Origin of the sequence: Clostridium magnum DSM 2767, assembly GCF_001623875.1 — a bacterium.
Classification (GTDB): domain Bacteria; phylum Bacillota; class Clostridia; order Clostridiales; family Clostridiaceae; genus Clostridium_AM; species Clostridium_AM magnum.
On record NZ_LWAE01000003.1, the window covers coordinates 601711 to 628603 of the forward strand.

The following is a 26893-nucleotide window of genomic DNA, read 5'->3' on the forward strand; positions in this document are numbered from 1 at the left end:
TTATTTCACCTCCCCAAGTTTCTTAGCAATCTGGCAGGTAAAATATCTAGCGATTGCCAGCCTATACTCTCTGGTAGCCCTTACATCAGAAATAGGATTAATTTTACTGATAACCTTATCTGCTACAATTTCACTATAATCTGCAAGCTGTTTATTTTTATAGTTTTCAAAATCATCAATCAATACTGGCGTAGGTGCCACTGCCCCTAATGAAAACTTTAAACCTCCATCGCTCTTTAAATATCCAGCAACACTTATCTGAGAAAGGTCATGTCCTTTTATTCTTGATTTTTTTATAAAGATTCCCTTTCCTTGAATTGGCGGATAAATAACCTTTGTAACAATCTCGTTTTCTTTAAGTATGTTCTTTTTTACTCCGATAAAAAAGTCTTTAAGCTCTATCTCTCTACTCCCCTCAATAGAAAATACACAAACTTTTCCCTCAAGCACAAGAGAAGCAGGCAGCATATCTCCTCCTGGAGATGAATTGCATATATTACCAACCAAAGTAGCTTTGTTTCTTATTAAAACGTTTGCAAGAGTTTTGGAAGCATCAACTAATATTTTATGACTAGGTTTTATCTTATCCGATTCAATAATATCATTTAAAATAACTGCTGCTCCTATGGATAAACCTGTTTTGTTGCTATATGAAATACCCTTCAGTTCTTTTATTCCTTTAACATCTATAAGATATTTACAATGTATAACATTACCCTTTAATGCAACTATTACATCTGTTCCTCCAGCTAAAATCCTTGCATCTTTTCTGTATTTATCAATTAAGTTTAATGCTTCTTTTAATGTCTTAGGCTTTAGATATTGGAATTGTTGCAATTAAATCCCTCCCATAAGGCATCTGAAAGAAAATAATAAGTCAACGATGTGACGGCTATTTTATGTCAGACAAGGAGACAGGTTCCGCAGATAGCCTACCCTATCTAAGGGTTCTGCCGACGCAGTATGACGGAAAATAGACTAGCAGACTGACTTGTTATTTTCTTGAAGTTGCCTAGATTTAAGTTTTAAAAAACACCCCTAAATACTGTGCATTTTTGCAATACTATGCTGTATTATTGGGGTGTTTTATAGCCTTATATAACAATATTTTAGTTTCGCTCTTTTATTCCATATAATACAAACTATTTCTTTTCTTCAAATATAAAACCATAATAATCACTGTTAGTTCCTTCTTTAATTATTCCTACCTTTGATGTGAGCTTCATACCTATAGCTGGATTATTTACTTCAAGTTGACCACTGACGGTAAGACCATTTTCAAATTTTACAATTCCAAAATATAAATATGGTTTCATATACCCCTCTGGAAGATTATATACCTTTGTATAAGTTAAAAGTGTCACTTCACCTTCTAAGGTCACTTGTTCAAAGGTTCTATTACCACACTTTCTACATACACAATGCTTTGGATGATGAAATTCTCCGCAAATTGTACATTTATAAGCGTACATTGTTTCACCCATAATTAATCCTCCTCCTTCGTAAGTATAGTTGCCACAACATTATTACCAAAGCCACCAAAGTTTACTGCAAGACCAGCTTTAGCACCTTCTACTTGACGACCTGCTGCTTCCCCTCTTAGCTGTCTAACAATTTCTACAACCTGTGAAACTCCCGTTGCTCCCAGTGGATGACCCTTAGCCTTTAAGCCTCCTGATGTGTTAATTGGAATTTTACCACCAATCTTTGTGTCGCCATTCCTAGCTGCTATATGGCCCTCACCTCTCTTAAAGAAACCAACCTCTTCAGATTCTACAATTTCTAATATCTGAAAAGCATCATGGAGCTCTGCTACATCCATATCTTCAGGTTTTAACCCAGCCATTTCATATGCTCTCTGTGCTGCTAATCTTACTGCCAGTAGATCTGTAGGAACTTCTCTTTCTGCCACAGCATGAGTGTCTGTAGCCTGACCGATTCCTGCAATTTTAACTGGTTTCTTAGCAAATCTACTAGTCTTATCCATTGCACACAACAAAACTGCTGCTGCTCCATCGGATACCGGACAAACTGAATACAGTCTTAGTGGAGATGCCACATAAGGATTTATTATACCTGCATCCTCATCCTCAGTAATTGCATATAAATCTGGAACAGTTTGAATATGTGCTACTGGATTGTGAACTGCATTTTCATGATTTTTAACTGAGACTATTGCTAAATCCTTTTCGGTTATTCCGTACTTTTCCATACATAATCTTGTAAACATTCCTGCAAAGGTAGGCAATGTTATACCATAATCATATTCAGCCTCTGGATGAAGCATTGTAGCAACAAAGTCTGTACCTTCCCATCCACTTACAACTCTCATCATCTCTCCGCCAACAACCAAGACCACATCACACATACCACTTGCAATTGCCATATATCCTAATTTTATTGCTGAAGATCCTGAGGCTGGCCCATTTTCTATAGTTTCTGCCATTGCTGGTCTTAAATTTAAAGTATCCACAAGAGCTGAGGCAACACCACTTTGTCTATTAAGAAAACTAGCTCCCATTGTAGCTACAAAAACCTGATCAATTCCATGCTCACCTAGAAGAGTTTTTACCCCTGCATCATCAAGGGCTTCAGTAGCTGCCATACAAAGCATGTCGGTAAAAGTCCCCCCTGTCATTTTACCAAACTTAGTATGGCCTACACCTACAATACCTACTTCGCGCATCTTTTATACCCTGGAATTTGAGCATAAGTTTCAGGGAGGATTGGATTATCTGCAGTTTTTAGTAACTCTTCTTTAACAGGACGGCGTCCAGCTAACTTCTCTCCCTTATGCTTTTCCCATAATGCTTTAGTTAAAACATAGGTTGGCACTCCACCAAGCTCATGCCAGGTTTCTGGTCTAGATTCTAATTCATACTCTATCATCCATCTCTTAAATCCATTTGGACTTTCTGCAACTATCCAAACTTCTTCTTGTTTCAATATATCTAAATGGTATTCCATCTTTGCTGCAAATAGCTGTGCTCCGATTCTAAGTCCTTGCCTTAAAGTCATAGTATGATAAGACATTCCAACCTTATCATCAACTAAGCGACCATTAACAATTCCTACTATAACTCCATCTATTGTTCCAATTAAGCAATATTCATCTTTTACCCTATAACGATAGTATCCTAATAATTCTGAGTATATTCTAGATGCAACTATATCATAAAAATCCTTTTCAACTGTCATAAGAGGTTTTACAGCCTCTAATATATGGGGAACTTCCTCTCTTGCTATTTGGCGAATTACTAACTTTTGCCCATTAGCCATAGTTATTACCTTTGGAGGGTATGGTGCCATTGGAGTTTCAACTGGTCTTAAGCTTTGTTCCATTTTATCAACTATCATATTTATACTTCCTTTCAAAATTTATTTTTTGAAACTCCCCTTCCTTACATCAGAGGAGCCGTCCATTTACACAAAATTAAAAATTTCGCTTCTCTGCTTACCTAATCTGTATCAAATGCAACTATACGGCTTATACAGGATTCTCCACCTTCAAATCTCCAAGGAAAACATCCTATTATTAATCTCTTGCCTAGTACCTTATCTATATCTCCACCTACATTTTCAGCATGAACAATATTATCTGGGAATAAATCATAATGCATTAACTGATAATCTTCATCTGGCCAAAAATCTGTAATACCTTTTCCATATTTAGCTTTTAAGTACTTATCCGCCTTTTTAGCTTCTCTTGGAGCCCATTCACGAATCTTCGTATTCATTGGATGGTCTGCCGAACCACAATCCACTCCTATCCACTTAAACTCCATTTCCTTACACCATTTTGAAAATTCCTTTGTTGGACCCGGATGTCTGATCATAACTCTTTCTTCATCAGCTTCAGGTTCATCCCATCCGTATTTGTGATATCCTGTATGAATAATTAATATATCACCCTTTCTAACATCTGCTCTTGCCATAATATCCTTAGAAGTATAAATTCCATAGTCTTCAGCTATATCAGAAATATCAACAACAACTCCTGGTCCCACCAATTCTTCTAAAGGAATGGATGCAATATCTCTTCCATGGGTACAGAAGTGTAAGGAACCATCAAGGTGAGTACCTACGTGATTTGAATGGGTTAATACTTGCCCATTTGCACCATTTGATGAAAGTCTCTTAAAGAATTTTATCTCCAGTGGCTCATAAGTTGGCCACGGTGGTGTTAAATGACTTATTTTTTGAGTTAAATCATACATTTTAACATTTTTAAAATAATCAATAATGTTCATAATATTCCCCCAATTTATGATAAATTATTTTTTTCAATAAAAGATGTCAAAGCATCCTCAAAACACTTCATTGGTGGATTAACTACTCCCGCTCCAATCTGTCCAACTCCTGCCTTATTAGAAGCTATTCCAGTATTAATCACAGGCAATATTCTTGTTTCTATAACTTTCCTCATATCTATTCCAGTAGGTACTCCTCTAAAATTGATATTAGGTATTTTGTAGGCATTGTTCTCTGCGCATGTAATCTCATACATAGTATTTGTATAATTGACTGCATCCTTAGGAGTGCCTCCTACAAATTGAACAATAGCTGGCGCTGTTGCCATAGCAAAGCCACCGATTCCTGCTGTTTCTGTTATACAACTGTCTCCAAGATCTGGATTTGCATCACTTTCATCAAAACCCGGAAAATATAAACCGTTGACCATTTCACAAGGAGCTGTAAACCACTCTTTTCCTGTTCCAGCCATTCTAATACCAAAATCAGTACCATTCCTCGACATGGTATATATTACTGTGCTGTATTCAATATCCTGTAGTGGGTCTAAACTGCATTTGCAAGCAGGCATGGAAACGTTTAAGAAAAAGTGATCATTTTTATCTATAAAGGTTAAAACTTCTGCCTTTTGTTCATTAGAAAAATTAGTTTTAACTATAGCTGGTGCAAGTTCTCTGAAGAGAAGTGATGTTGCAGCCTTATTCCTATTGTGGCCTTCATCACCCATTTGAAGAAATTGAGTAATTATTGTTTTTAAATCTATATCACCTTTTATTTCCAGGGCTTCTTTAAGTACTGGGGCAAGTGATTGTTCCATCCAATATAGTCTATTAAGTACTTCACTACTATATGCTCCAAATCTTAAAACCTTTCCCAAGCCTTCATTAAATGTGCAATAAGCATAATTTCCAAAGGTTTTGTTTTGCAAAATCCATACAGGCATTGAATAAGTAACTACTCCTGCCATTGGTCCCACCGCTGAATGATGATGACAAGGATCAAAGGTTATTTCCCCTGATGCTGCCAATTTCAAAGCATCTTCTTCACCCTTTGCTAGATTTTCATAAATTAGGCCACCAATTATAGCTCCTTTAAGTGGTTCACTCATTCTGTCCCAGTTTATAGGAGGGCCTGCATGGAGGATTGTTTTCTTTGTCATCCCAGGTATTACCTCTCCAGCTTTACCTACACCAATAAGGATTGGTTGAGCAGACAGTAACCTGCTAATTGCTTCTTTATTAGCCTTTTCTATTTTATCAGCTATGTCTTTTTCTTCTAAAAGAGAAAGTCCTTTACTTTCCTCACTTGGTGGTCTCCAGTTGACGTGAATACATGGTACTTGCTGCTCTTTTAAATCCTTGCAAAAGGATTCTAATCCCAAATTTATTACTTTTATATCTTTACCAAACAATTCATTTATTGCACTCAAACTAATCACTTCCTTTCACAACCTACTTGTTTAGCCTCTTCATCAATTTTGCACAATATCTAACCGCTTGTGCATTTGATGGCATAAGGATTACTCCTGCCGCTTCTAACTTTTCCTTTTGCTCTCTATAATTTTGCGGATCAGCCTCTGTGCCACAAATGTAACCAACTACGCTAAGATACTTGCCCTTGCTCTCCATATTTTTCTTTGCAGCTATTATTCCTGGTACCATTTCTCCTGCTGGGTCAATATTAGAACCATAGCCAATTACAAAATCCATAAGTATTATAGCAACCTCTTCATCCTCTGCTTCCTTAGGTAGTCTATCTACCCTACCCATAGGATCAATCATAGGATGTGGTTTTCCAATGGTAAAGTCATCATCTCCTAAATCAATACAGGTATTCATTTCGCTTTTTTGAATATTTTTTAGTCTAAGTTTAGACTTAAGAGGAATATTAGAATATACATCAAAGCCTTCTTTATCTAAAAGCTTCATTGCTTCGTCAGCCAAAGTTCCACCAGTGTATAAGGCTCTTATATACTTTTGATCTTTGTGAAATCTTACAGCCTCTTTTTCTACTAATGAGTCTAATTCTTCCTCTGGTTGAGTAAATCCAGAATAGTCATAAACAGGAGTTCCCTTTGACAATGCTACCGCCTTAAAAGCAGCATCTTCCAAGCTTATACATGCATAAGCTCCAGTTGCTTCAATTGCCTTTCTATCTCCACCGATAAAATCTACAACTACAGGTTTATCAGTACTCTTTACCATCTCTAATATTTTTTTAGCAACTTCAGGAGCTGGTGGTTTGGATATTAATACGATTACCTTTGTTTCAGAATCTTCTATCAATGCTTTAAAGCCTTCTATCATCATTATTCCGCCAACATCACTCTTTAAATCTCTTCCACCAGTACCTATAGCTTGAGATATTCCGCCACCTAGTTTATCAATAAGCACTGTAACCTCTTGCGTTCCCGTACCTGATGCTCCAACAACTCCTATATCTCCTTTTCTAACTACATTTGCAAAGCAAAGTGGAACATGATTTATTATGGCAGTTCCGCAGTCAGGACCCATTACTAGTAACCCCTTATCCCTGCCCATCTTCTTTAACTCAATTTCCTCTTCTAAAGTAACATTGTCACTAAAAAGCATAACATTGAGGCCATTTTTAAGAGCTTTTCTTACCTCATCTGCAGCATACTTTCCTGGAAGAGAGATGATTGCCATATTTGCATCTTTCATATGTTTAAGTGCTGCATTAAATGTATTAGGTTTGTATTCCTGTTCTGCTTCACTTTTTTCATCCTTTGAATTTAAAAGCTCATTAACCCTATTTATAATTTTTTCTCCTGCTGCATCTTCCTCTTCCGATACATAGGCAGCTATAAAAAAATCATTAGGTGTTAAACCTTCTACTTCAGCATTACTTAGTTTTAAATTACCTGCTAATTCCTTATTTAAATCAGTCCCCATGCCCACTATAATTTCTTTAACATAAGGCAGCTTTTTTATTTCCTTGGTAATAACCATTAAAGCAACAGAATCATAATATGTGTTTTTTCTAATATCTACACAAAGATTCATTTAACAAATCCTCCTATATCTATAACATTTTTCAAATTATTTTTGTGAATTATCAAGATATGTGTCTTTGCTTAAAAATATTTCTCTCCATTAAACTTTATGTTATTTACAATCTTAAACCCCACGTAAATTCCTAGAATCGTATCTGTCCCAGATGTTTCCCCCACCTCAGTGGCATCTTTTACTTTTTGCAAGATTATCTGCTCTTCTGTTTCACATAAAAGAGCTAAAATAAGACTTTTAACCAATTGTGAACTCTTGCCCACTGATGATAACATTAACATTTCAGAACTAGCTCTTGTAGTTCCCTCTAGCCCTTGTCTTATTATTGCTGAATTTAAGTTATAAGCTTCTGATACCTTAATGCCATAATACTTAGTTAAATAAATAAGAGATATCATAAACCCAGATATAAAGTCATCCATAGAAGGAGTAAGTCCTACACCGGATCCAATAAGTTTTCTTGAAGAATATGAGATTTTATCTAAATTATTTTCTATGACCAAATCAATAAATTCATAAAATCTTTCAATAATAAATGTATATTTTTCTTCTAATCCCTCTTCAACCTGTATATTAATATTAAAACATCTATAATTTTCTTCTAGGTACATAACAAGAGGAGCAATAAAACTAAATTTGCCATATAAATTTATTCCTCTTTCTAAACTTTGAAGATTTTTTTCAATACTGCTATAAGAAACAGGTTTAAAATTCAACTCAGGTTCTGAGTTCCACTTTTTAGCTTCACTGACATCAATATAAATTCCAGCAGCATTACTATAAATTCTTCTTTTATGTAAAATAAACTCCATATCTTGATAAATATTTAATGCTGTAAAATCTAAATTTCCTTCACCATCAATAGCAACGGACATTGGATAAATCTTTCTGTCGGAATTTAAAATAGTAATAAATTCATCTTTAACTGTTACAAGATTACATGTATTTTTAAATACAGAATGGACCTTAGCCTTTAAAACTAAATCATTATCAATTCTTGCTGATAACATATCACAAATAGTAGTTGCTCTCACCTATAATCAGATCCTTCCTCTATATTTTATTACAATATACGGCGATATTTTTAACCCAAATTATATGTTAAATATTGTTAAATCTACAATATAATATTAACATACTTATTTTCAAATAACTTTGTAAAAACTTTCTAAAGATTTGTTCGAATATTTGTTAATACTTTACAACATAAAAAATATGAAGGAATTGTTGAAAGGATGCATAAAAAAATGCATTGGACTATAAAGGAATATTCCAATTGGTAGTTTCAATATAAAAATAAAGTAATATTATATATCTAATGGTACCAATACTTTAAAAAGTTTTAGAGAGAGTGATTAGAATGCGCATATCTATAGATAAAAATATACCTACTCCAATTTATATCCAAATAAAAAATGAAATACGTGAAATGGATAATGGAAGAACTTGAAAAGACACTTAAAGATAATCCTAACGCAAAGTTTATTTATACTATACCAGACTACCACAATCCAACAGGAAGAACGATGAGTTTAGACAGAAGAAAAAAATTAGTAGAACTAGCCAACCGATATGATATGGTTATAATAGAGAATAATCCTTCTTTCCAAATGGAAATTACAATTATTCCAATAAAAGCTATTACTAAGTTATAATAAATATAATATAACTTAACAATAGCTTTTGAATTTATAATATACTTTAAATTAATTCTTTAAACAAACCTTTTGAAATCAGCATTAACTTAGTTGGGTTTAAAATTTAACATTCCTGATCAACTTTATTTCTTTCTAACTCATCATTTAATCTTTCCGCTTGAACTACGATATCTTCTGTAGTAGAAGTTAACTCCTCTACCGAGGCACCAGTTTCTTCTAAATCTGCAAACATATTCTTAATATTAGCTGTTACCGTATGTATGGCATCGCCTAATGTAGATACAAGTGACACAATACTATCTAGAGCTAACTGCACTTTTTCATTATTTTGTGTGGCCATTGACACAGTATTTTGTGACTCTTCCGCTAACTTTTTTACTTCTGCAGCTACTACAGCAAAGCTTTTACCAAATTCCCCGGCCCTTGCGGCTTCAATACTAGCATTAAGTGCTAATAAATTCGTTTGTGAAGCAATGTCCATTATAGCATCTGACATCTTTAAATAACCTGCAAAGCTAGTTCTTAAATCATCTACTCCTGTTATTGCATCATTTGAAGATTTGTCTATGAACTTCATTTTTTCAGTTATACTGGACATACCTTGTGCTGTACTATCAGTAACTGTACTTAATCCAGTTAAAGCAGTATGGATAGATGCTATATCATTATTTAGCTTATCCAAAAACTCCTGCTGAAGTACTGATATGTCTTGAGTTCTGGCAAACAAGGTTTCAACAGTTCTATGTTCCGTTACACTTTTCTCATGTTCCTCAAGAATTTTCTTTCTATTGTATTCAAGACAATTGTCAACTACATTATTACCATCTGCAATAGCAATAGCCATAGATCTACAATTTTTATATCCGCAAGCAGAACAATCAACTATCTTTTCTTCCCCAGTAGATTTAAGTAATTTCCTAAAACTATCAGCTATTTCAGATTCAGATAACCTAGTTTTTGATGATCTATCAATATAAGAAACTTCAAAATCAGACATCCTTAAAGTTTTGTTAAGACTGTTTATTATATCTTCAGGTGAAACTTTCTTAAAAAAACCTTTTTTTCTAGAAGTTATTGACTGTGTTTTTTTCAACAACAATGCATCCATTTCATCTATGGTAAAAGTTTTTTCTGTTGCAGTGCCTATTGCACACCCTTCTGAGCAATTAAGTATATCTATTATTAAAGGCAAATTATTAGGCCTCTTATCTAATTCACTCAAATACTGTTGAACTAAATTGGGACCTTCTATCTTCTTTATGTGATATATCTTCCCAAAGACTTGTTCAACACATTCCTTCAAACCTCCTGGAGTTGGGTACCAAAATCCCACTAAGCTTTCTGGCGAATCAAAACCAGCTTCTTCCAAGGAACCTTCTTTATTATACATGTCCATTAAACTCTTAAAGGTTACATTGTAATCGATAATATGCCATCTGGCAAATTCATCACTTTTTGCTATGCAAGGTGAAATAGCTGCAATCTTACCCTTGAAACCATCATATTTCTTTAGGTAAACAGCCGCACAATGCATTGGAGATCCTATAGGACTTAAGTAAGGTAATAAATTAGGATAATATCTCTCTATACTATTTACTATTACTGGACAGGGTTGGGATATAATTGACCTCAATCCTTTCTCCTTAATGGCTTTCACATATAATACAGTAGTAATATCTGCTCCAAAACTTACATCATATATAAGTTTCACACCTTTTCTTTTTAACCATCCAAATACTTTTTTATATTCATTTGGATAATTTAACAAGAATGCAGGTGCGACAATTACTGAGACTTCCTCTCCCTTATTTAATGCATTTATAAAATCATCGGCATTATCTAAATAAACTCTAGCATCATGTGGGCAATTTTTTATGCACTCACCACAAGAAACACAGTTTTCTTCATTCACATTAATTTTCAACTTGTCTCCTTGCCTTATAACTGTATTTGCAAGAAACTGAGGACATGAACGAATGCATTTATTACACCCTTCACATCTATCTTCCAAGGAAACAATTAATTTCTCTACTAGCATATACTTTCCTCATCCTTCCAAAGTATATATTATAATTTTGAATTTTCTGTTTGGTTTTTATTAATATATTCTACAAATAGTTCCACTTTCCTCTATTTGGGTTATTATAAGTTAAATTTGTTATAAAATCCTAATGTAATTAATTCTTACTGATTTTTATTTTCTCATTGCTATCAATATTTTTAATTTTAATAATTAAAAGTAAAAATAAAGGAAATCCTATTACCTTTCCAAGCAGCGAAGTTATAATCCCTGCAATGTTTTCATTAGGAAAACTGTTGTGAATTTCTGTATAAAGCCACAAAAGAATAAAGCCCATTAACATAGAAAATAAAATTGCTATCCATGCATCTTGTTTTGCTTCAATACCTAGAGCCCAAATGGTAGTACTTCCAATCTGTTCTATAATAGTTAAACTAAAAAGTTGTCGTCTACTTATAGTTTCCATATATCTGCCACTCACTTCTTATAAACTCATTTTACAAATCCACAATCTTACATTTAGTTTGTGTTATTTCTCTAATTATATACAATCAAGTAGAAATGTGCCTTTGGGAACAAGATGGCTGGAATATAAAAAAGCTAAATACAAATACTATTGTTAAAATAGTATTTAGAAGGTGTATAAGTCATATGTTAAAAAAAATATTAAAATACATAAAATTTTCAAGATATTTAAAAGAAAAAGAAAAAAATGAATTAATAAATCTTAATAATATAAATAATTCCTGTTTAATCGACAAAAATATAGATATAAATGTATCTAACTTAAAGGACATGCTAGGAAAAAGCAGTGATGTTGTGATACGAGAGTTTGATTTTAATATTGAAGAACTTAAAATCAGAGCTTGTATATGTTTTATAAATGGTGCAGGAAATAAAAAAATGATTAATGAATATATTATAAAGCCTTTAATGACAAACAGCCTTATTACAAATAATATCAGAAATTCAATAAAAGACAATACTACTTTCTATTATATAAAAAACAATATACTAGCTTCTGTAGATATAAGTGAAGTAAAAACTTTTGATGAATCTGTTGAGGCTGTTCTATCTGGTGATGCTGTTTTATTTATTGATGGTTATGATAGAGCAATTTCAGTTAATGTTAAGGAGTGGAATAAGAGAAGCGTTGAGCAGCCTGAAACGGAGATAAATATTAGAGGATCTCATGAAGGTTTTGTTGAATTAGTCACTATAAATATATCATTATTAAGAAGAATAATAAAAAATAGAAATTTAATATTTGAAGCATTTAATATAGGAAAACAAACTCATACTAAAGTATATATAGCTTATATCGATGGAATAGCAAATCCACAAATAATAGAGGAAGTAAAAAACAGATTAAATCATATTTATATTGATTCAATTTTAGAATCTGGATATATAGAAGAATTGATTGAAGATAATCCCCTATCACCTTTTTCTACCACCGGCAACAGTGAAAAACCAGATAAAGTAGCCGCAAAACTACTAGAAGGTAGAGTAGCGATCTTATGTGATGGCTCCCCTACCGTTCTTACAGTACCCTATTTATTTATAGAAGCATTTCAATCCTCAGAAGATTATTACTCTAGAGCATTTTTAAGCAGTATTATGAGGCTACTTAGAATATTGGCATATTTAATTACATTGCTTTTACCAGCTTTTTATATAGCTATAACTACTTTTCATCAGGAAATGATACCTACAGTGCTTATTATAACCTTTGCATCCTCTCGTGAAGGAGTGCCTTTTCCTGTATTTATTGAAGTGATGATTAGTGAAATCATATTTATGCTGCTTAGAAAATCGGGTATAAGAATGCCTCGTGCTGTCGGTTCTGCAGTAAGTATTGTTGGAACCTTGGTTATTGGCCAGTCAGCAGTAGAAGCAGGAATTATAGGTGCACCTATGGTTATAGTAACTTCCTTAACTGCAATTGCAAGTTTTATAATACCTTCTATTTATGATGCTATAATAATATTTCGTTTTATTCTTATTTTTTTAGCTGGAGCTTTTGGAATGTTTGGTATATTTGTAGGGTTATTATATATGACTACTTATATGTGCACTCTTAGATCCTTTGGTGCTCCATACATGTCTCCACTAGCTCCTCAAAATACTAATGGCTTAAAGGATAGCCTAATTAGAGTTCCCTTATGGTTAATGAATAACCGACCTACAGCTATTACTTGGAGAGATTCTGTACGACAAGGTCAATCTCAAATGCCTAAAAAGCCTGATATGAAAAAAGGAGGAAAAAGTAATTGATTAAAAAAATTCTTTTAATTTTTATAGCTTTGACATTTACTTTTTTACCTTTAACGGGCTGTTGGGATAGAAAGGAATTAAATGAAATAGGCATAGTAATTGCAATGGGTATTGATAAAGAAAATGAAAATGGTAAATATGTTGTAACTAGTCAAGTAATTAATCCGTCTCCTCCAGCAAATACACAAAGTAAAAATTCTCCTACTGAGCTGGTAACCGCCTCAGGAGATTCCTTGTTTGAAGCAGTAAGAAATAATGCAAAAAAATTCGATAGACTAAGTTACTTTGCCCATGTTAGAATACTTGTTGTTAGCGATAAAGTAGCCCAGGAAGGAATAAAGGATGTCATTGATTTTCTAATAAGAGCACACCAACTAAGAAATAATATATGGTTTATGGTTTCACAAAATAAAGAAGCCCGAGAGGTTTTAGCAATTAATTGCGGTATTGAGGACATTCAAGCCTATCACCTAGAAGGGATTATTAAAGGCAAAAAACTGAATACAGAGATATCTTCTTCAATATTACTTGATATTGTAAAAAAGATACAAGGAAATGGTATAAATCCAACAACAGAAGCCTTTAAGGTAGTTGATGAAAAAAGCGAACCTGAATGGCAGGGTAATGCTGCTGTAAAAAAGTGTGTTAGGCTATCAGATACTGCTGTATTTAACAAGGATAAATTAGTTGGATACTTAAATAATGTGGAAACTAGAGGATTTAATATGATAATGGGAAATACGAAAAGTACTGCTATCCGTGTCCCTTCCAATAAAAATGAAAATGAATATATCTCTATTGATGTAAGAAAAGTAAAAAGTCATATAAAACCACAGGTGCTAGATGAAAAGATTTCTTTTATTGTTACTGTTAAAGTTCAAGGGAATATATTTGAGGTACCAGATAATACTAACGTTTCCGAATTAGAAGAATTTTATAAAGTCAATGATAAGTTTAAGAAAGCTACAGAACATGATGTAAATAAAACTTTAGTTAAAATTCAAAAGGAATTAAAGTCGGATATTTTAGGTTTTGGTAGCTCTCTATATACAAGTTACCCGAAAGAGTGGAAAAAAGTTAAAGAACAATGGGATAAAGATTTCGTTAATGTACCCTATACTGTAAAGGTAGAAACTCATTTAAATCGTACAGGCTTAATCTTAAAGCCTGCTCATGTTATAGAAAAATAATAAAATTATTCCAATTATTAACTAAGACTATATGATAAATCTAATTAATATAACTTTTGAAATATATTTCAGGTTACTTATTTGAAGATTTTATGATGCTAGAAAAAGCATAATATATTGTAATTAAAAATACTATTATTACATATCCCCAAGAACCAAAGGCTATTATCGTTTGGCCTATACCGCCTTGGATAGTTTCTTTTATAAATTGCTCAATTAATTTAATCATAATATTAACCTCCCATAAAATGTACTTGAATAAGATGGATTTATATGTGTTTCCTGCACTTTGCCTGCAAAAATAAGATTAAAGTATTAGCTTTTATCTGGTTTTTTCCTAATATAGTCTTTGCTGACTATAATGATTATATGTGTTCAAAAATGTAGAAAAGGAAAATATAAATAAGTTTCCTTATTATATTTTCCTTTTCTACTATAATTATCTTCTTTTCAATATTTTAACTGCCTATAAGATTTTTTATTCCTTCATTCAAATATTTGAATACAATGCTTGTTCAACACATCTTTAAAAGAAGGATAGCTGTTCAACTCTATCCTCCTTAAAAGATGAAACCGATACCCCTATCAACCTTATCTTTTCTTCAAGCTCTAATTCTTCTAAAATACTACAGGCTTCCTTATATATGTCTTCTTGGCTAAATATATAATGTGATAAGGTTTTACTCTTTGTATGATTAATAAAAGATACAGTTTTTATTTTTATCGTAATATTCTTTCCTCTTATACTTTTGCTTTCCATTGTGTTTGATATGGATTTTGCAAAAGCTTCTATATACAGTTTAAGTTTGTTTTTGTCATCCGTATCACTTGCTAATGTTGTTTCTCGGCCAATAGATTTTCTCTCTCTCGATATCTGAACCTCTCTATTATCTATACCCCTGATTCTTTCATAGATAGCTACTCCAAATTTCCCAAAGAACTCAGTTAATAAATCTTGAGGTAGTTTATACAACTCTTCTATTGTAAAAATACCAATATTATTAAGCCTTTTCACTGATTTGTTGCCTAACCCATAAACCTTACCTATAGTCAAAGGAAACAAAATTTTAGGTATTTCCTCCGGTTTTATTATCTTTAGACCGTTGGGCTTATTCCAATCAGAGGCTAGTTTTGCTAAAAACTTATTATAGGATATCCCTACTGAAATAGTAAGACCTGTTTCTTCTTTTACCCTGTTTTTAATAAAGCTTGCTATATCCAGTGGGCTCCTATCTACATGTGTTATATCTAAGTAAGCTTCATCTATACTTAGAGGTTCAACATAAGATGTTATTTCGTAAAAAATATTAAATATTTTATTTGAGATCTCTCTGTATCTTTCATATCTAACAGGAAGAAAAATACCACTGGGGCACTTCGCCTTAGCCATATATGTAGGCATAGCACTCCTTACCCCATAAGCTCGAGCCTCATAAGAGCAAGTTGCAACTACCCCTCTCTCAGAATTACCTCCAATTATAACAGGCTTTCCTCTTAAACTTTTGTTATCTGCCATTTCAACTGCTGCAAAAAAAGCATCCATGTCAACATGCATTACTACTTTATCCACTTAATATTCCTCCATATATCGAAAAACGCTTAGTCCTTAACTAGTATATTATACTAGACTGCGCGAGTAAAACAAGACAAAAGAGCAGTTAATTAACCATCCGCTTGTAGACAATTAATAAATATGCTATAATTATAAATATTTTTTAATAATATGTAAATTACAAGATGATTTTATTGATAACTTAAAAGAAGGTGATGATTTATGAACATTATATTAATTATCTGTTTTTGCTTGTTAATAGGTTCAATATTAGGATTCATACTATCTAAATACTATTTTAATAAGAGAATTAAACCTATAAACAAAATGATATTAGAACTTACAAAGGGTAACTTTTCCTACAATATTAAAGAAATAAACTGTACTGGTGATATAAAAAAATTAACGTACTTATTAAAAGTTCTAAAAAACAACCTAATGAAAAATACTTTTGAAACTCAAGTAGTTTCAAGTCAAATTACCTCTGTATCACAACAGCTTTCTCTAACCATGGAGGAAACTTCTGCCTGCGCTGAACAACTTACAAATGAAACAAGTGACTTATCTAGATTAAATAGTGCTACCTATGAAAAGGTAAAAAGTACAGCGGTTGAAATGAAAAATATTTTAAGTTCATTTGAAAATATAAAAAATGCTTCAGGTAAAATTTTCTATACTTCTGATGAATCAAAACATATAATTTCAAAGGGTCTTAAAGAAATATTAGAAATTGTGGTAGCTATTAAAGAGATAAAATCTTCAACAGATAAAACTGTAACTAGTATTGAGGAGCTCAAACAAATATCAAATGAGATTAGTATCATACTAGATACTGTAAATAATATTGCAAAACAAACTAATCTGCTCTCTCTTAATGCCTCCATTGAAGCTGCTCGTGCAGGTGAACATGGAAGAGGTTTTAGTGTAGTTGCTAATGAAATTAGAACCCTGGCTGAAAGTAGCCAAAATTCAGTTTCTCAAATATCCAAACTTGTTAACAGAATAGAAAATCAGATGGAAATTGTAGTAAATACCATAGAGCCAAATCAGAAAAATGTTGAGAAGAGCGTTCAGTATACTCAAAACATAGAAGAAGTTCTGAACAAAATTAAACAATCCTTTAATAATGTATTTTCTTTAACAGAAGAAATGACAAGTATAGTGGATGAGGAACATCAATCAATAGAATACATAAACGATGAATTTTGCAGACTTGAAAAAAATCTTGACGAAGTAAATAATAGTGTAAATAACGTTTATGCCGCTGTAACAGATCAAACTGATAGCATCAAAGATCTAGATAATATGAAAGATTTTCTTACAAACGCATCTAAAATTATGGCTGTAATTTCAAATAAAACAGATAGTGATGCACTTGCCTCAAACATGGAAAGTATCAATAGTCATTGTGCTGAAACAATTAAGCTTATAGAAAATGAACTTCTTGCCAGCTATAAATTAGTGGATTTAAATAAAGAAGTACATAAAAGCATACTTGATAAGTTTTTGTCTAATTACTCATATATTGAAGCCATTTGGACAAACAATACAAAAGGTAAATTCATATATTCTAATCCTAGTGCTGGAATAGCTAATGCAAATGTAAGACAGTGGTTTCAAGAAAGCATCAATGGAAAGAATTTTGTTTCTTCTGTATATATTTCCGCTATAACCTCTAATCCTTGCGTTACCGTCTCTTTACCTATATTGACTGAAAATAATGAAATAATTGGAGTTATTGGTGCTGACTTAAAAGTTAATATTAATGTATAGATATAGACAAACCAATAAATGACGAATACTAGATTGTTATTTATCTAGTATTCGTCATTTACTTATAACCGCTCTAATACTCCCATCTCATATGAAACTCCATCTAATTCAAGTTTCACTTCATTAATATACTTGAACCCCTATATTATGCTGCTGACTTCATCGATTTATCTTGATTTTTTATTTTATTTAAGAATATCAGGAAAAATGCTGCAGCGGCAGCTATTCCTACAGTATTGGAAAATACTGCATTAACTCTAAATCCCTCTGGAGCTTGTAATATGTAGCTTACACACACAGCAGACATAAATACTGCTGGTAAAGTTGAAATCCAGTGGTTTTTCTTGGCTTTAACTAAATATACCGAACAAGCCCATAATGTTACCATTGCAAAAGCCTGTGTAAGCCATCCCATATATCTCCAAAGTATAGGGAACTGAACAAAGGTTAGGAATATAGACACTGCAAACATTGGAGCTGCTAATATCAATCTATTCTTGATTTTGTCCTGTGGATATTTAATTATATCAGCTAAAGCTAGTCTTGCACTTCTAAAAGCTGTGTCTCCTGTAGTTATTGGACACACTATAACTCCTAAAATAGCTAACACACTACCAACAGGCCCTAACAAGCTTTTTGATATCTCAAATACCGCCCCTGCAGCACCAGCTTTACTTAATATTACTTTTCCTAATCCAGGAACACCATTGTAGAAAGCAAGACCAGCTGCTACCCATACAAGTGCAATAACCCCTTCCGCTATCATTGCTCCATAAAAAGCTTGTCTACCTAATTTTTCGGACTTAATACATCTTGCCATCATAGGTGATTGAGTTGCATGGAATCCTGAAATTGCACCACAAGCAATAGTAACAAACATCATAGGCCATAATGATAGTTTTGCTGGATGTAAGTTTTGAAAGGAAACCTCTGGAATGTGATATCCATTTACTAATATCCCCCCCCTACACCTACAGCCATAATAAATAAACATATACCAAATATAGGATAAATCTTTCCTATTACAACATCAATAGGAAGTATAGTTGCTAAAAAGTAATATACAAATATTACTGCAATCCAAAATCCAGTGTTTAGATATCCAGGAGTTAACTGAGCTAGAAGAGCTGCTGGTCCTGATACAAATACCACTCCAACGATTATACAGAAGAATACTGTAATAAACCTCATAACGCTTTGAACCTTTTTTCCCAAATACTTACCATGTATTTCTGAAAGACTGGCGCCATCATGTTTCAAAGAAATCATTCCTGATAGATAATCATGAACAGCTCCTCCTAAAACACATCCTACAATTACCCAAACAAAAGCTACTGGTCCATATAATGCACCCTGTAATGCCCCAAATATTGGTCCTAATCCTGCAATATTTAAAAGCTGAATTAAAAATACCTTCCATGTAGCCATTGGCATATAGTCTACACCATCCTGCATTTTATATGCTGGCGTTTCTTTTGATGAATCTGCCCCAAATTGTTTTTCAACGTACTTTGAATAAAATAAATAACCTAGTATAAGTACTAATAGCCCTAATAAAAATGTATACACGAAATTGCCCCCTTTAATGAATTATGTATCGATTTAATTGTTAAAATTTTCAGTCTTTTATATATAATATAATTCCGGAATATACTATCAAAATAAATATAAAAAACCTATTATCATCCCATATATGGGGCGAAAATAGGTCCGCGGTACCACCCAAGTTTTTAACTCAATAATTTAACGGCATTAAACCGGCTCAGCTTACTACTAATTCTTCAGCCTGCAGCTCTAGGATGATTTTCTACAAGTTTAGTTTATGGGTTTTCAGCTAATCCCACTCTCTGTAAAACATATTTTGTATACTCTTTCCTATCATAGCATTTATTTCAATTAATTCTTTTTACTGGTCTTTTTTTATTATTTTAATGCCTTTAGAAACTAATGTCAACAGCCACTTTTCAGGTAAACGATTGCTTAATATTATTCGTAATATTCTATATCTTTTTACTTTTTCGAACATAAGACTGCAAATGATTCCATATCTAGCCTTATGGATATCTAACTTTTTTCACATAACTATATATCAAATTTATAATAAAACTACAATTAGTATAAAAACCTAAAAATCCCCTGCTATTTATCTACAACAAGGGATTATATCTTTAATCTTATTTTATTTTAATAAAATTTCAATTCATTATTCATTTAAAAAATCCTGTGTATATTGTGCATATAGTGCAGAACCAATTTCAAGTGAGTCCTCATCAACAGTATATTTAGGATGATGTTGAGGATAGCATGCACCTTTATCTTCATTTCCAGTACCTACTAATGCTAATACTCCTGGCACTCTATTCATGTATTCTGAAAAGTCTTCTGCTCCTGTAATTTTTTCAATTACCACAGCTTTTGCGCCAATCTTTTCTACAGATTTTTCTGCTCTCTTTGAACTTTTTCCGTCATTAATTACAACTGCTGTTCCTAAACCATACTCTAATTCGGCTTCTGCCCTAAAAGTTGATGCAGTGTCCTTTGCAATTCTTTCAATCATTCTAGGAAAATCATCTCTTATTTCAGGATTGAAACATCTAGTTGTTCCTTCCAATATCCCTTCACTAGCAATAACATTAAATCTCGTACCTGATTTGATAGATCCTACACTTACAACCGCAGATTCAAGTGGGTTTATCTCTCTGCTTACTACAGACTGTAAATTCATAACAATTGCAGAAGAAGCTATAACCGCGTCAACACCTTGATGAGGAGCAGATCCATGTCCGCCTTTTCCTTTAACTCTAATTGTAAAGAAATCCGCTGAAGCCATTAATGGCCCTTCTTGTATACATACAGAACCTGCTTCAAGATTACTCCATATATGCATTCCAAATACTCCATCTACCCCTTCAAGTACACCAGCCTTTATCATTTTTTTAGCTCCCTGAGCAACTTCTTCAGCGGGTTGGAATACTAATCTTGCAGTACCTTTAAGCTCTCCTTTAATATCATTTAATATCATCGCAGCACCTAAAAGCATTGATATATGGCAGTCATGTCCACAAGCATGCATAAAACCTTCATGTTGAGACTTAAATTCGCATTCATTCAACTCTGTAACAGATAGTCCATCTATGTCCGCTCTTAAAAGCACTGTCTTACCTGGTTTTTCGCCTTTAATGTCTGCAACAACACCTGTATCTGCAACAATTTCACAAGGTATGCTAAGCTTATCCAATTCTTCTTTAATCTTTTTACTTGTTTTAAATTCCTTTAAGCTAGCTTCTGGATATTTATGAAACTCCCTTCTTAAATTAATAACATCTTGTTTGTATTTTTTAGCTAATTCTTTTACAGTCATATCTTTACGCCTCCTAAAAATATTTATAAAATCTTTATCCATCCTAGATATTGTAAAAGATGAAACATCATATACTTTTTAATTAAATCTTCTTAAATCTATTTACAAAGTTTTAAAACCTCATAATAAGCTAATTCAATGCCTTTTTGAAGATCTTCATAGTCTGTCCATTCTTCAGGACAATGACTTCTCCCCTCTTTACTAGGTACAAAAATTAATCCGACTTTTGCAATAGATGCAATAATCATAGCATCATGTCCTGCTCCACTAAGCATAACTTTTTTCTTAAAACCCAATTCATCACAACCTTTTGAAAAATCTGCAACTATTTGTTCATCTAGTTTAACTGGTGCTACATCAAGTTTTTGTACAATTTCTAAATTACAATTTGTTCTAGCAGTGCTTTCTTTTAGTAAATTAATAATTTTATTGCGTACTTGCTTTTTACATTCTTCTTTTTTAGATCTTATATCCACAGTAAAGATAACATCACTAGGTACAATATTTGCAGCCCCTGGTTTTAAATTCAAAGTGCCAATGGTAGCGACTGTGCCTTCCCCTGCTTCGATTGCAAATTCACTTACCTTTGCAATAGCTGGTGCTGCAGCATCAAGAGCATTAGCTCTCATATTCATAGGTGTTGTACCTGCGTGATCTGGTCTTCCTTTTATTGTTACTTCTATCTCTTCTATACCAACAATATAATCAACTATTCCAATATCTATATTCTTCTTTTCTAACACAGGTCCTTGTTCAATATGAAGTTCTATAAAAGCCCTTATAGCTTCACTTTTTCTTTCTGCTTCATATATTTTATCTGGATCAAATCCAAACTCCTTCATTGCTTCTGCTATGGATACACCGTCCTTATCTTTATATTTGTCCAAAGATTCACGACTGACTTTTCCAGCCATAGATCTACTTCCAAATAAGCCACCGCCAAATCTACCACCTTCTTCCTCAATCATTGCAATGAATTCTATAGGATACTTAGGTTTAACATTATTTTCTTTAAAAGCTCGAGCAACTTCAAGAGCCATAACAACTCCTGCAGGTCCATCAAAATTACCACCATTTTTTACAGAATCAAAATGAGATCCAAGCATAACTACCGGTCCATTTTCAATCTCTCCCTGTAGTCTTCCAAAAATTGTTCCTGCTGCATCCTCATAGACCTTTAGTCCCGCTTCTCTCATCTCATTCTTTATGTAATTCCTAGCCTCTCTATCTTCCTTAGTAAATGAAAACCTAGTAAGTCCTTTATTCGGTGATGAATTGAACTTTGCTAATTGTTCAATATCCTTTTTAATTCTTTGAAGATTTGTTTTCATATTTCTGTCCTCCAATAAACAAAATAATTTAGGACTGTATTATAGTAATACTAAAACTATGTACTACTATAATACAGTCCAAATAGATTTATCAAATATGCTTTAATATATGAATTTAGAAAAGATTATAGTAATTTTATAAAGAAACCAGCTATAATAACTGATGCTATTGTAACTGTAGTAAATCCAGATACAAGCATCTTAGGAAGCATGTCCCCAATTACATACTCCTTTTCATCTTCGGTTTCGCATACTGATTTAATTGCTTCATGTGTTAGAATATAATCTGCTGGGAAACCATATAGCGCAGTTAATGTTGATGCAAAGGCCATTTCTTTTGAGAATCCTAATAGCTTTCCTAAAATTAGAGCTATAATATACATACCTATTACACCTAAAATTATAATTCCAAACAATGGTACCAATATTTGTTTTAACATCGCTGGAGTAGCTTGTGAAAGATTAGCAAAAATATATCCCATAAGCACTGTCATAAGGAATCCAAAAGCATTAGCTTTGTTTAATGCTTTTTCTTCTAAAAATCCAATTTCACAGAAAATAACACCTAAAATTAAGCATATAACAAATTCATTTACATGTATAATTGGCCCAATTTTTGAAGCAAGAAACCCAACAAACCCTAACTTCATCAGTATTATATAAGGAGTTTGATATTGTTCTGGAAGAGGTGGTATAAGTTTTTTTCTTGGTGTTACATTTGTTGATGCAGTTTCACTCTCTGCTAATTTAGCATCTTTTCCACCATTCTTATATAATCCCAGTACGCGTTTTGCCTCTTTTTTTAGACAAAGTGCTGAAATTGGATATCCAATAAATCCTTGCATTACGTACATGCATGTAGCAAGAACAGCAAGGGTTGGTAATCCTTTGTCTGCAGCACCTTTAGCCATTAATATAGATGCTACAACTCCTCCTGTAAGCGGCGGCGTAGCAACAACAACAGTCTGCCAGCCAAACAATACCTTACCAATAGTCATTGTCATAAGACATATGCCTATAACTCCACCAAAGGAAATCACAACAGATTTCCACTGCCCTAATAACTCTTTAAGATTCATTAACGTTCCCATATGAACTAACAATAAATACATGGAGATAGGCACTAATGGTGCCGCAAAAGAACCTTTAGCAATTAGATCCTTAGGCATAAAAGTCCAGAATCCTATTAAAAATAAAACTGCTGATACGAAAACAGAAGGTACGAAAGCCTTAGTTTTCGTAGAAACAAATTCACCTGCGGCTAATACGATTAATATAATCGTAAATGCTGCAATAACACTTAAAGCCATAAATAAAGCCCCCTTTAATATTTTTCAGTGTATATTTTTTATACAAAAATATTACTCAATATAAATGTTTTATTATAAAAACTCATACCTATCATAATTTTATAAATACATTTTTTTACAATATATGTCAATATTTTATTGATTATCACACCATTCTTCCTGTTTGATATCTTTTTTCATTGTTTTGTAAATTATAACAACTAATACCTAAAGTGTCAATATTATTGTATTTTCAAATAATTCTCCTTATTTTTTAAAATAACAATAATGATTTTTTCTTTATTTTTCACGAATTACTTTATGCATTTATTTTCTAATATTAATATATATCAATATTAGAATTACAATAACAGCTTATACCATGCTGAAGATGAAGAACTTTATATTAAAAATAGTTATTAATATTAACCCTAAAAGCTTGTTTCCTCTTGAGTTTTATTAGGACATCTGCTTTTACTTTGAATAAAATTTCTCACAATGTTTAAACTAATTTTATTAATTTGAAATAGGAAAGGATGTTTTATTTGAACAAAAAATTGAATTTGCTTGTATTTAGTGGAGACTATGACAAAGCCCTTGCAGCTTTAATTATAGCTAATTCTGCGAAGGAGTTAGATGTAGATGTAACAATATTTTTTGCCTTTTGGGGGCTTCTTCTTGTTAGAAATCCAGAAACTTCTAACTTAGATGATAAAAGTCTTTATGAAAAAATGTTTGCTCTTATCACTCCTAAGAGCATTGAAGACTTGCCTCTCTCTAAAATGAACTTTAGCGGTCTTGGAAAAGAAATGCTTAAGGCCATGATGAAGGAGGAGGCTACTCCTGATATCACCGCTTTTTTAAAGGGTGCAATAAAAAAAGGTGTTAAATTTTATGGATGTAAACTTTCAGTTGAAGTTATGGGCTTTAAAAAGGATGACCTTCTTCCAGAGGTTGAAATAATAGAGGCAAAGGATTACTTAAAAGATGCCCTAGAATCAGATATGCAGCTATTTATTTAGATAAAAATAGCCATCAACATTAGCGAAAGAAATTTTGCCTAAAGATTTTAAGATCAATTTCTTAATATAGCAAAAGCGCTATGAACGGCATAGTGCTTTTACTGTATTAAATACAAATATTGAAAATTAGATATCTTATCGATAATGAACATCATCAACTTTTAGATTCAATTCCTGTAAACTCATAAATCTATATTTTTGTCCTGTTGGATTTTCTTTTTCTTCTGGGACTTCTTCTAAAAACATGTTTATTGGTCTTGCAAAGATTCCTTTTTGTCCATATAGAGGTGAATATATCACTAGCTTTTCACCAGTTTCAGTATGTTCCGCTGCATAAATAACCTTATACCAATGATTTTTAAAATGTCTATAATACTCTCCTAATTGTAAACTTCTTTTCATACGTTACCTCCTTACGCTATATGTCTTATCACATCAATATCTACATTATAGAAAATATTAAATATATAAGCAATTCTCTTTTATACTGAAATTTTAACATTAAGGTTATACTATTATATAAATAACTAATTTAAAGCTTGTTAAATCACATAACAGGCTTCATATATTTTAGTATTCTCAGGAGGCAATATACATGATTAACAAAATAGGAAAAATAACACTATACGTGAACAATCAAGAACAAGCTAAGAAGTTTTGGACTGAAAAACTAAACTTTGTAGTTAAACTTGAGCAGCCAATGGGACCAAATATAAACTGGTTAGAAGTTGGTCCAAATGAAAACGGATCTACAACCTTTGTTTTATATGATAAAAACTCAATGATGTCTCAAAATCCACCTACTAATGTTTCACATCCTTCTGTAATATTGAGCACTACTGATATTGAAACTGCTTATAACAAAATGAAAATAAATAGTGTTGATGTAGGCGAACTTATGAATATGCCCTATGGAAAAATGTTCTCATTTAAAGATCAAGATGGAAATGAATATTTACTTCGTGAAGATAAATAAGAATCAAGCGGGGTTTGAAACCCCATCTGATTCAAGTTTCCACTTCATCTATATCTTATCTATTACTTCCAAACACTTCCCTGCACCAAGAACAACACATTCTAAAGGATTTTCTGAAACATAAGCAGGTATATGTATTTGATTATATATAAGTTTATCTAACCCTTTTATAAGCGCACCACCACCTGAAAGCATTATACCTTTATCCATTATATCCGCTGCAAGTTCTGGCGGAGTTTGTTCGATAGTAGCTTTAATGGCCTCAATTACTAAAGCTATTGGCTCTACCAAAGCTTCTCGTACTTGACTTTCCGTGATAGTAACAGCTTTTGGAAGTCCCGTCATTAAATCCCTTCCTCTTATTTCCATATCCTTTTCCTCTTCCTCTTTATCTTCATAAACAGAACCAATGTCAATTTTGACCTTTTCAGCTGTTCTTTCTCCTATCATAAGATTAAACTCTCTCTTTACATAGTCAATTATTGTCTCATCTAATTCATCTCCCGCAATTCTTAAAGTTTTGCTTGTAACAATTCCCTGAAGAGAAATAACCGCTATCTCAGTAGTACCTCCACCTATATCAACAATCATACTACCAACTGGCTCGTCTACAGGTAGCCCTGATCCTATCGCTGCCGCTACAGGTTCTTCAATTAATACAACCTTACTTACTCCTAATTGACTTATCGCATCATTAATTGCCCTCTTTTCAACCTCAGTAATGCCTGAAGGATGAGAAACAGTAATTCTAGGTCTCTTAAAAGTACCTTTGATATTAACTTTCTCAATAAACTTTTTCAGCATTTGTTCAGTTAAGTCAAAATTTGCAATTACTCCATCCTTTAATGGTCGAACAGTTTCAATACCTTCTGGTGTTCTACCTATCATATTCCTAGCCTCTAAACCAGCAGCTAAAACTTGTCTATTTTTGCTATTTATTGTTACTACTGAAGGCTCCCTTAATAAAACTCCTTGTCCCTTTACATATAATAAAGTATTTGAGGTTCCTAAATCTATTCCTATATCCTTAGACGTTATAAAAAATTTCATCAAAATTTCTCCTTTCAAATTTACAATACATATCTTTTTAGATTATATTGAGGATAATGTACGGAAAAGTAGACTTCTATTTTTCATAAAGTCTCTCTTAAATTTGCTTTTTTACAG

At 32.6% G+C, this 26893-nt stretch carries 23 protein-coding genes, 1 pseudogene and 1 other annotated feature; of the genes and pseudogenes, 6 read left to right on the forward strand and 18 right to left on the reverse strand.

Translation table 11 applies throughout. The annotated features are described in order from the left end of the window. The 8 genes from CLMAG_RS16230 to CLMAG_RS16265 all read right to left on the reverse strand — a co-directional run bounded on the left by CLMAG_RS16230 (position 1) and on the right by CLMAG_RS16265 (position 8311). Entirely contained in the window at positions 1–837 is an 837-nt protein-coding gene (locus tag CLMAG_RS16230) for an FAD binding domain-containing protein (RefSeq protein WP_066624686.1), read from the reverse strand. Positions 838–1142: 305 nt separating this feature from the next. Continuing rightward, positions 1143–1484, reverse strand: coding sequence for a Zn-ribbon domain-containing OB-fold protein (locus tag CLMAG_RS16235; protein ID WP_066624689.1), 342 nt, complete (start codon positions 1482–1484; stop codon positions 1143–1145). A gap of 2 nt (positions 1485–1486) precedes the next feature. Next, positions 1487–2686: a thiolase C-terminal domain-containing protein gene (locus CLMAG_RS16240; protein WP_066624692.1), complete on the reverse strand. Its 1200-nt coding sequence runs from the start codon at positions 2684–2686 to the stop codon at positions 1487–1489. Beyond that, positions 2674–3357 carry a hypothetical protein gene (locus tag CLMAG_RS16245; RefSeq protein WP_066624694.1) on the reverse strand — a complete coding sequence of 228 codons (684 nt, stop codon included), beginning with the start codon at positions 3355–3357 and terminating at the stop codon, positions 2674–2676. Before CLMAG_RS16245 ends, CLMAG_RS16240 begins: the two co-directional genes overlap by 13 nt. A gap of 101 nt (positions 3358–3458) precedes the next feature. Next, positions 3459–4250, reverse strand: a complete 792-nt coding sequence (locus tag CLMAG_RS16250; protein WP_066624696.1) for a cyclase family protein — start codon at positions 4248–4250, stop codon at positions 3459–3461. Positions 4251–4264: 14 nt separating this feature from the next. Continuing rightward, entirely contained in the window at positions 4265–5680 is a 1416-nt protein-coding gene (locus CLMAG_RS16255) for a YlbE family protein (RefSeq protein ID WP_066624699.1), read from the reverse strand. Between the two features lie 22 nt (positions 5681–5702). Next, positions 5703–7274, reverse strand: a complete 1572-nt coding sequence (fdrA, locus tag CLMAG_RS16260) for an acyl-CoA synthetase FdrA (RefSeq protein WP_066624701.1) — start codon at positions 7272–7274, stop codon at positions 5703–5705. 71 nt (positions 7275–7345) lie between these two features. Further along, a complete protein-coding gene (locus CLMAG_RS16265; protein ID WP_066624704.1) occupies positions 7346–8311 on the reverse strand; it encodes an oxamate carbamoyltransferase subunit AllH family protein in 966 nt (321 codons plus the stop codon). A 381-nt stretch (positions 8312–8692) separates the two neighbouring features. Here CLMAG_RS16265 and CLMAG_RS16270 point away from each other — a divergent pair, with 381 nt between their 5' ends. Further along, positions 8693–8932 (forward strand): aminotransferase class I/II-fold pyridoxal phosphate-dependent enzyme, encoded by a 240-nt coding sequence (locus tag CLMAG_RS16270; RefSeq protein ID WP_201787653.1) that lies wholly within the window; start codon positions 8693–8695, stop codon positions 8930–8932. A gap of 106 nt (positions 8933–9038) precedes the next feature. Here the strand turns inward: CLMAG_RS16270 and CLMAG_RS16275 are convergent, their stop codons facing one another. Further along, entirely contained in the window at positions 9039–10973 is a 1935-nt protein-coding gene (locus CLMAG_RS16275; protein WP_066624714.1) for a [Fe-Fe] hydrogenase large subunit C-terminal domain-containing protein, read from the reverse strand. 139 nt (positions 10974–11112) lie between these two features. Beyond that, a complete protein-coding gene (locus CLMAG_RS16280; RefSeq protein WP_066624716.1) occupies positions 11113–11421 on the reverse strand; it encodes a GerAB/ArcD/ProY family transporter in 309 nt (102 codons plus the stop codon). A 185-nt stretch (positions 11422–11606) separates the two neighbouring features. Between CLMAG_RS16280 and CLMAG_RS16285 the strand changes: the two genes are divergently transcribed. Together CLMAG_RS16285 and CLMAG_RS16290 are read left to right on the forward strand one after the other, a co-directional pair. Beyond that, complete coding sequence (locus CLMAG_RS16285) at positions 11607–13232, forward strand: spore germination protein (RefSeq protein WP_066624719.1); 1626 nt, start codon at positions 11607–11609, stop codon at positions 13230–13232. Beyond that, positions 13229–14422, forward strand: coding sequence for a Ger(x)C family spore germination protein (locus tag CLMAG_RS16290; protein WP_066624720.1), 1194 nt, complete (start codon positions 13229–13231; stop codon positions 14420–14422). The genes CLMAG_RS16285 and CLMAG_RS16290 overlap by 4 nt, the downstream gene beginning before the upstream one ends. A 73-nt stretch (positions 14423–14495) precedes the next feature. Here CLMAG_RS16290 and CLMAG_RS32510 read toward each other — a convergent pair whose 3' ends face one another. Continuing rightward, positions 14496–14651, reverse strand: coding sequence for a hypothetical protein (locus CLMAG_RS32510; RefSeq protein WP_161486987.1), 156 nt, complete (start codon positions 14649–14651; stop codon positions 14496–14498). A gap of 297 nt (positions 14652–14948) precedes the next feature. Further along, positions 14949–15992, reverse strand: a complete 1044-nt coding sequence (locus CLMAG_RS16295) for a DNA polymerase IV (protein ID WP_066624722.1) — start codon at positions 15990–15992, stop codon at positions 14949–14951. A 204-nt stretch (positions 15993–16196) separates the two neighbouring features. Here CLMAG_RS16295 and CLMAG_RS16300 point away from each other — a divergent pair, with 204 nt between their 5' ends. Further along, a complete protein-coding gene (locus CLMAG_RS16300; protein WP_066624724.1) occupies positions 16197–17747 on the forward strand; it encodes a methyl-accepting chemotaxis protein in 1551 nt (516 codons plus the stop codon). A gap of 145 nt (positions 17748–17892) precedes the next feature. Here CLMAG_RS16300 and CLMAG_RS35005 read toward each other — a convergent pair. From CLMAG_RS35005 to CLMAG_RS16320, 4 genes and pseudogenes are all read right to left on the reverse strand, one after another. Then, positions 17893–19316: pseudogene (locus CLMAG_RS35005) on the reverse strand (carbon starvation CstA family protein). Between the two features lie 122 nt (positions 19317–19438). Further along, positions 19439–19638, reverse strand: a binding site (T-box leader). A gap of 312 nt (positions 19639–19950) precedes the next feature. Next, complete coding sequence (locus CLMAG_RS16310; protein WP_066624727.1) at positions 19951–21108, reverse strand: M20 family metallopeptidase; 1158 nt, start codon at positions 21106–21108, stop codon at positions 19951–19953. Positions 21109–21206: 98 nt separating this feature from the next. Continuing rightward, positions 21207–22439 carry a Zn-dependent hydrolase gene (locus CLMAG_RS16315; protein ID WP_066624729.1) on the reverse strand — a complete coding sequence of 411 codons (1233 nt, stop codon included), beginning with the start codon at positions 22437–22439 and terminating at the stop codon, positions 21207–21209. Positions 22440–22564: 125 nt separating this feature from the next. Next, complete coding sequence (locus CLMAG_RS16320) at positions 22565–23749, reverse strand: hypothetical protein (protein WP_066624731.1); 1185 nt, start codon at positions 23747–23749, stop codon at positions 22565–22567. A gap of 524 nt (positions 23750–24273) precedes the next feature. Between CLMAG_RS16320 and CLMAG_RS16325 the strand changes: the two genes are divergently transcribed. Next, positions 24274–24750 carry a DsrE/DsrF/DrsH-like family protein gene (locus CLMAG_RS16325; protein WP_066624734.1) on the forward strand — a complete coding sequence of 159 codons (477 nt, stop codon included), beginning with the start codon at positions 24274–24276 and terminating at the stop codon, positions 24748–24750. A gap of 135 nt (positions 24751–24885) precedes the next feature. Here the strand turns inward: CLMAG_RS16325 and CLMAG_RS16330 are convergent, their stop codons facing one another. Continuing rightward, on the reverse strand, positions 24886–25152 hold the full coding sequence (locus tag CLMAG_RS16330; protein ID WP_066624737.1) for a DUF1653 domain-containing protein: 267 nt from the start codon (positions 25150–25152) through the stop codon (positions 24886–24888). A 193-nt stretch (positions 25153–25345) separates the two neighbouring features. On the opposite strand from CLMAG_RS16330, the gene CLMAG_RS16335 reads away from it, so the two are divergent. Beyond that, positions 25346–25726 carry a VOC family protein gene (locus CLMAG_RS16335; RefSeq protein WP_066624744.1) on the forward strand — a complete coding sequence of 127 codons (381 nt, stop codon included), beginning with the start codon at positions 25346–25348 and terminating at the stop codon, positions 25724–25726. A 48-nt stretch (positions 25727–25774) separates the two neighbouring features. Here the strand turns inward: CLMAG_RS16335 and mreB are convergent, their stop codons facing one another. Then, positions 25775–26776 (reverse strand): rod shape-determining protein, encoded by a 1002-nt coding sequence (mreB, locus tag CLMAG_RS16340; RefSeq protein ID WP_066624747.1) that lies wholly within the window; start codon positions 26774–26776, stop codon positions 25775–25777. Between the last annotated feature and the right edge of the window lie 117 nt (positions 26777–26893).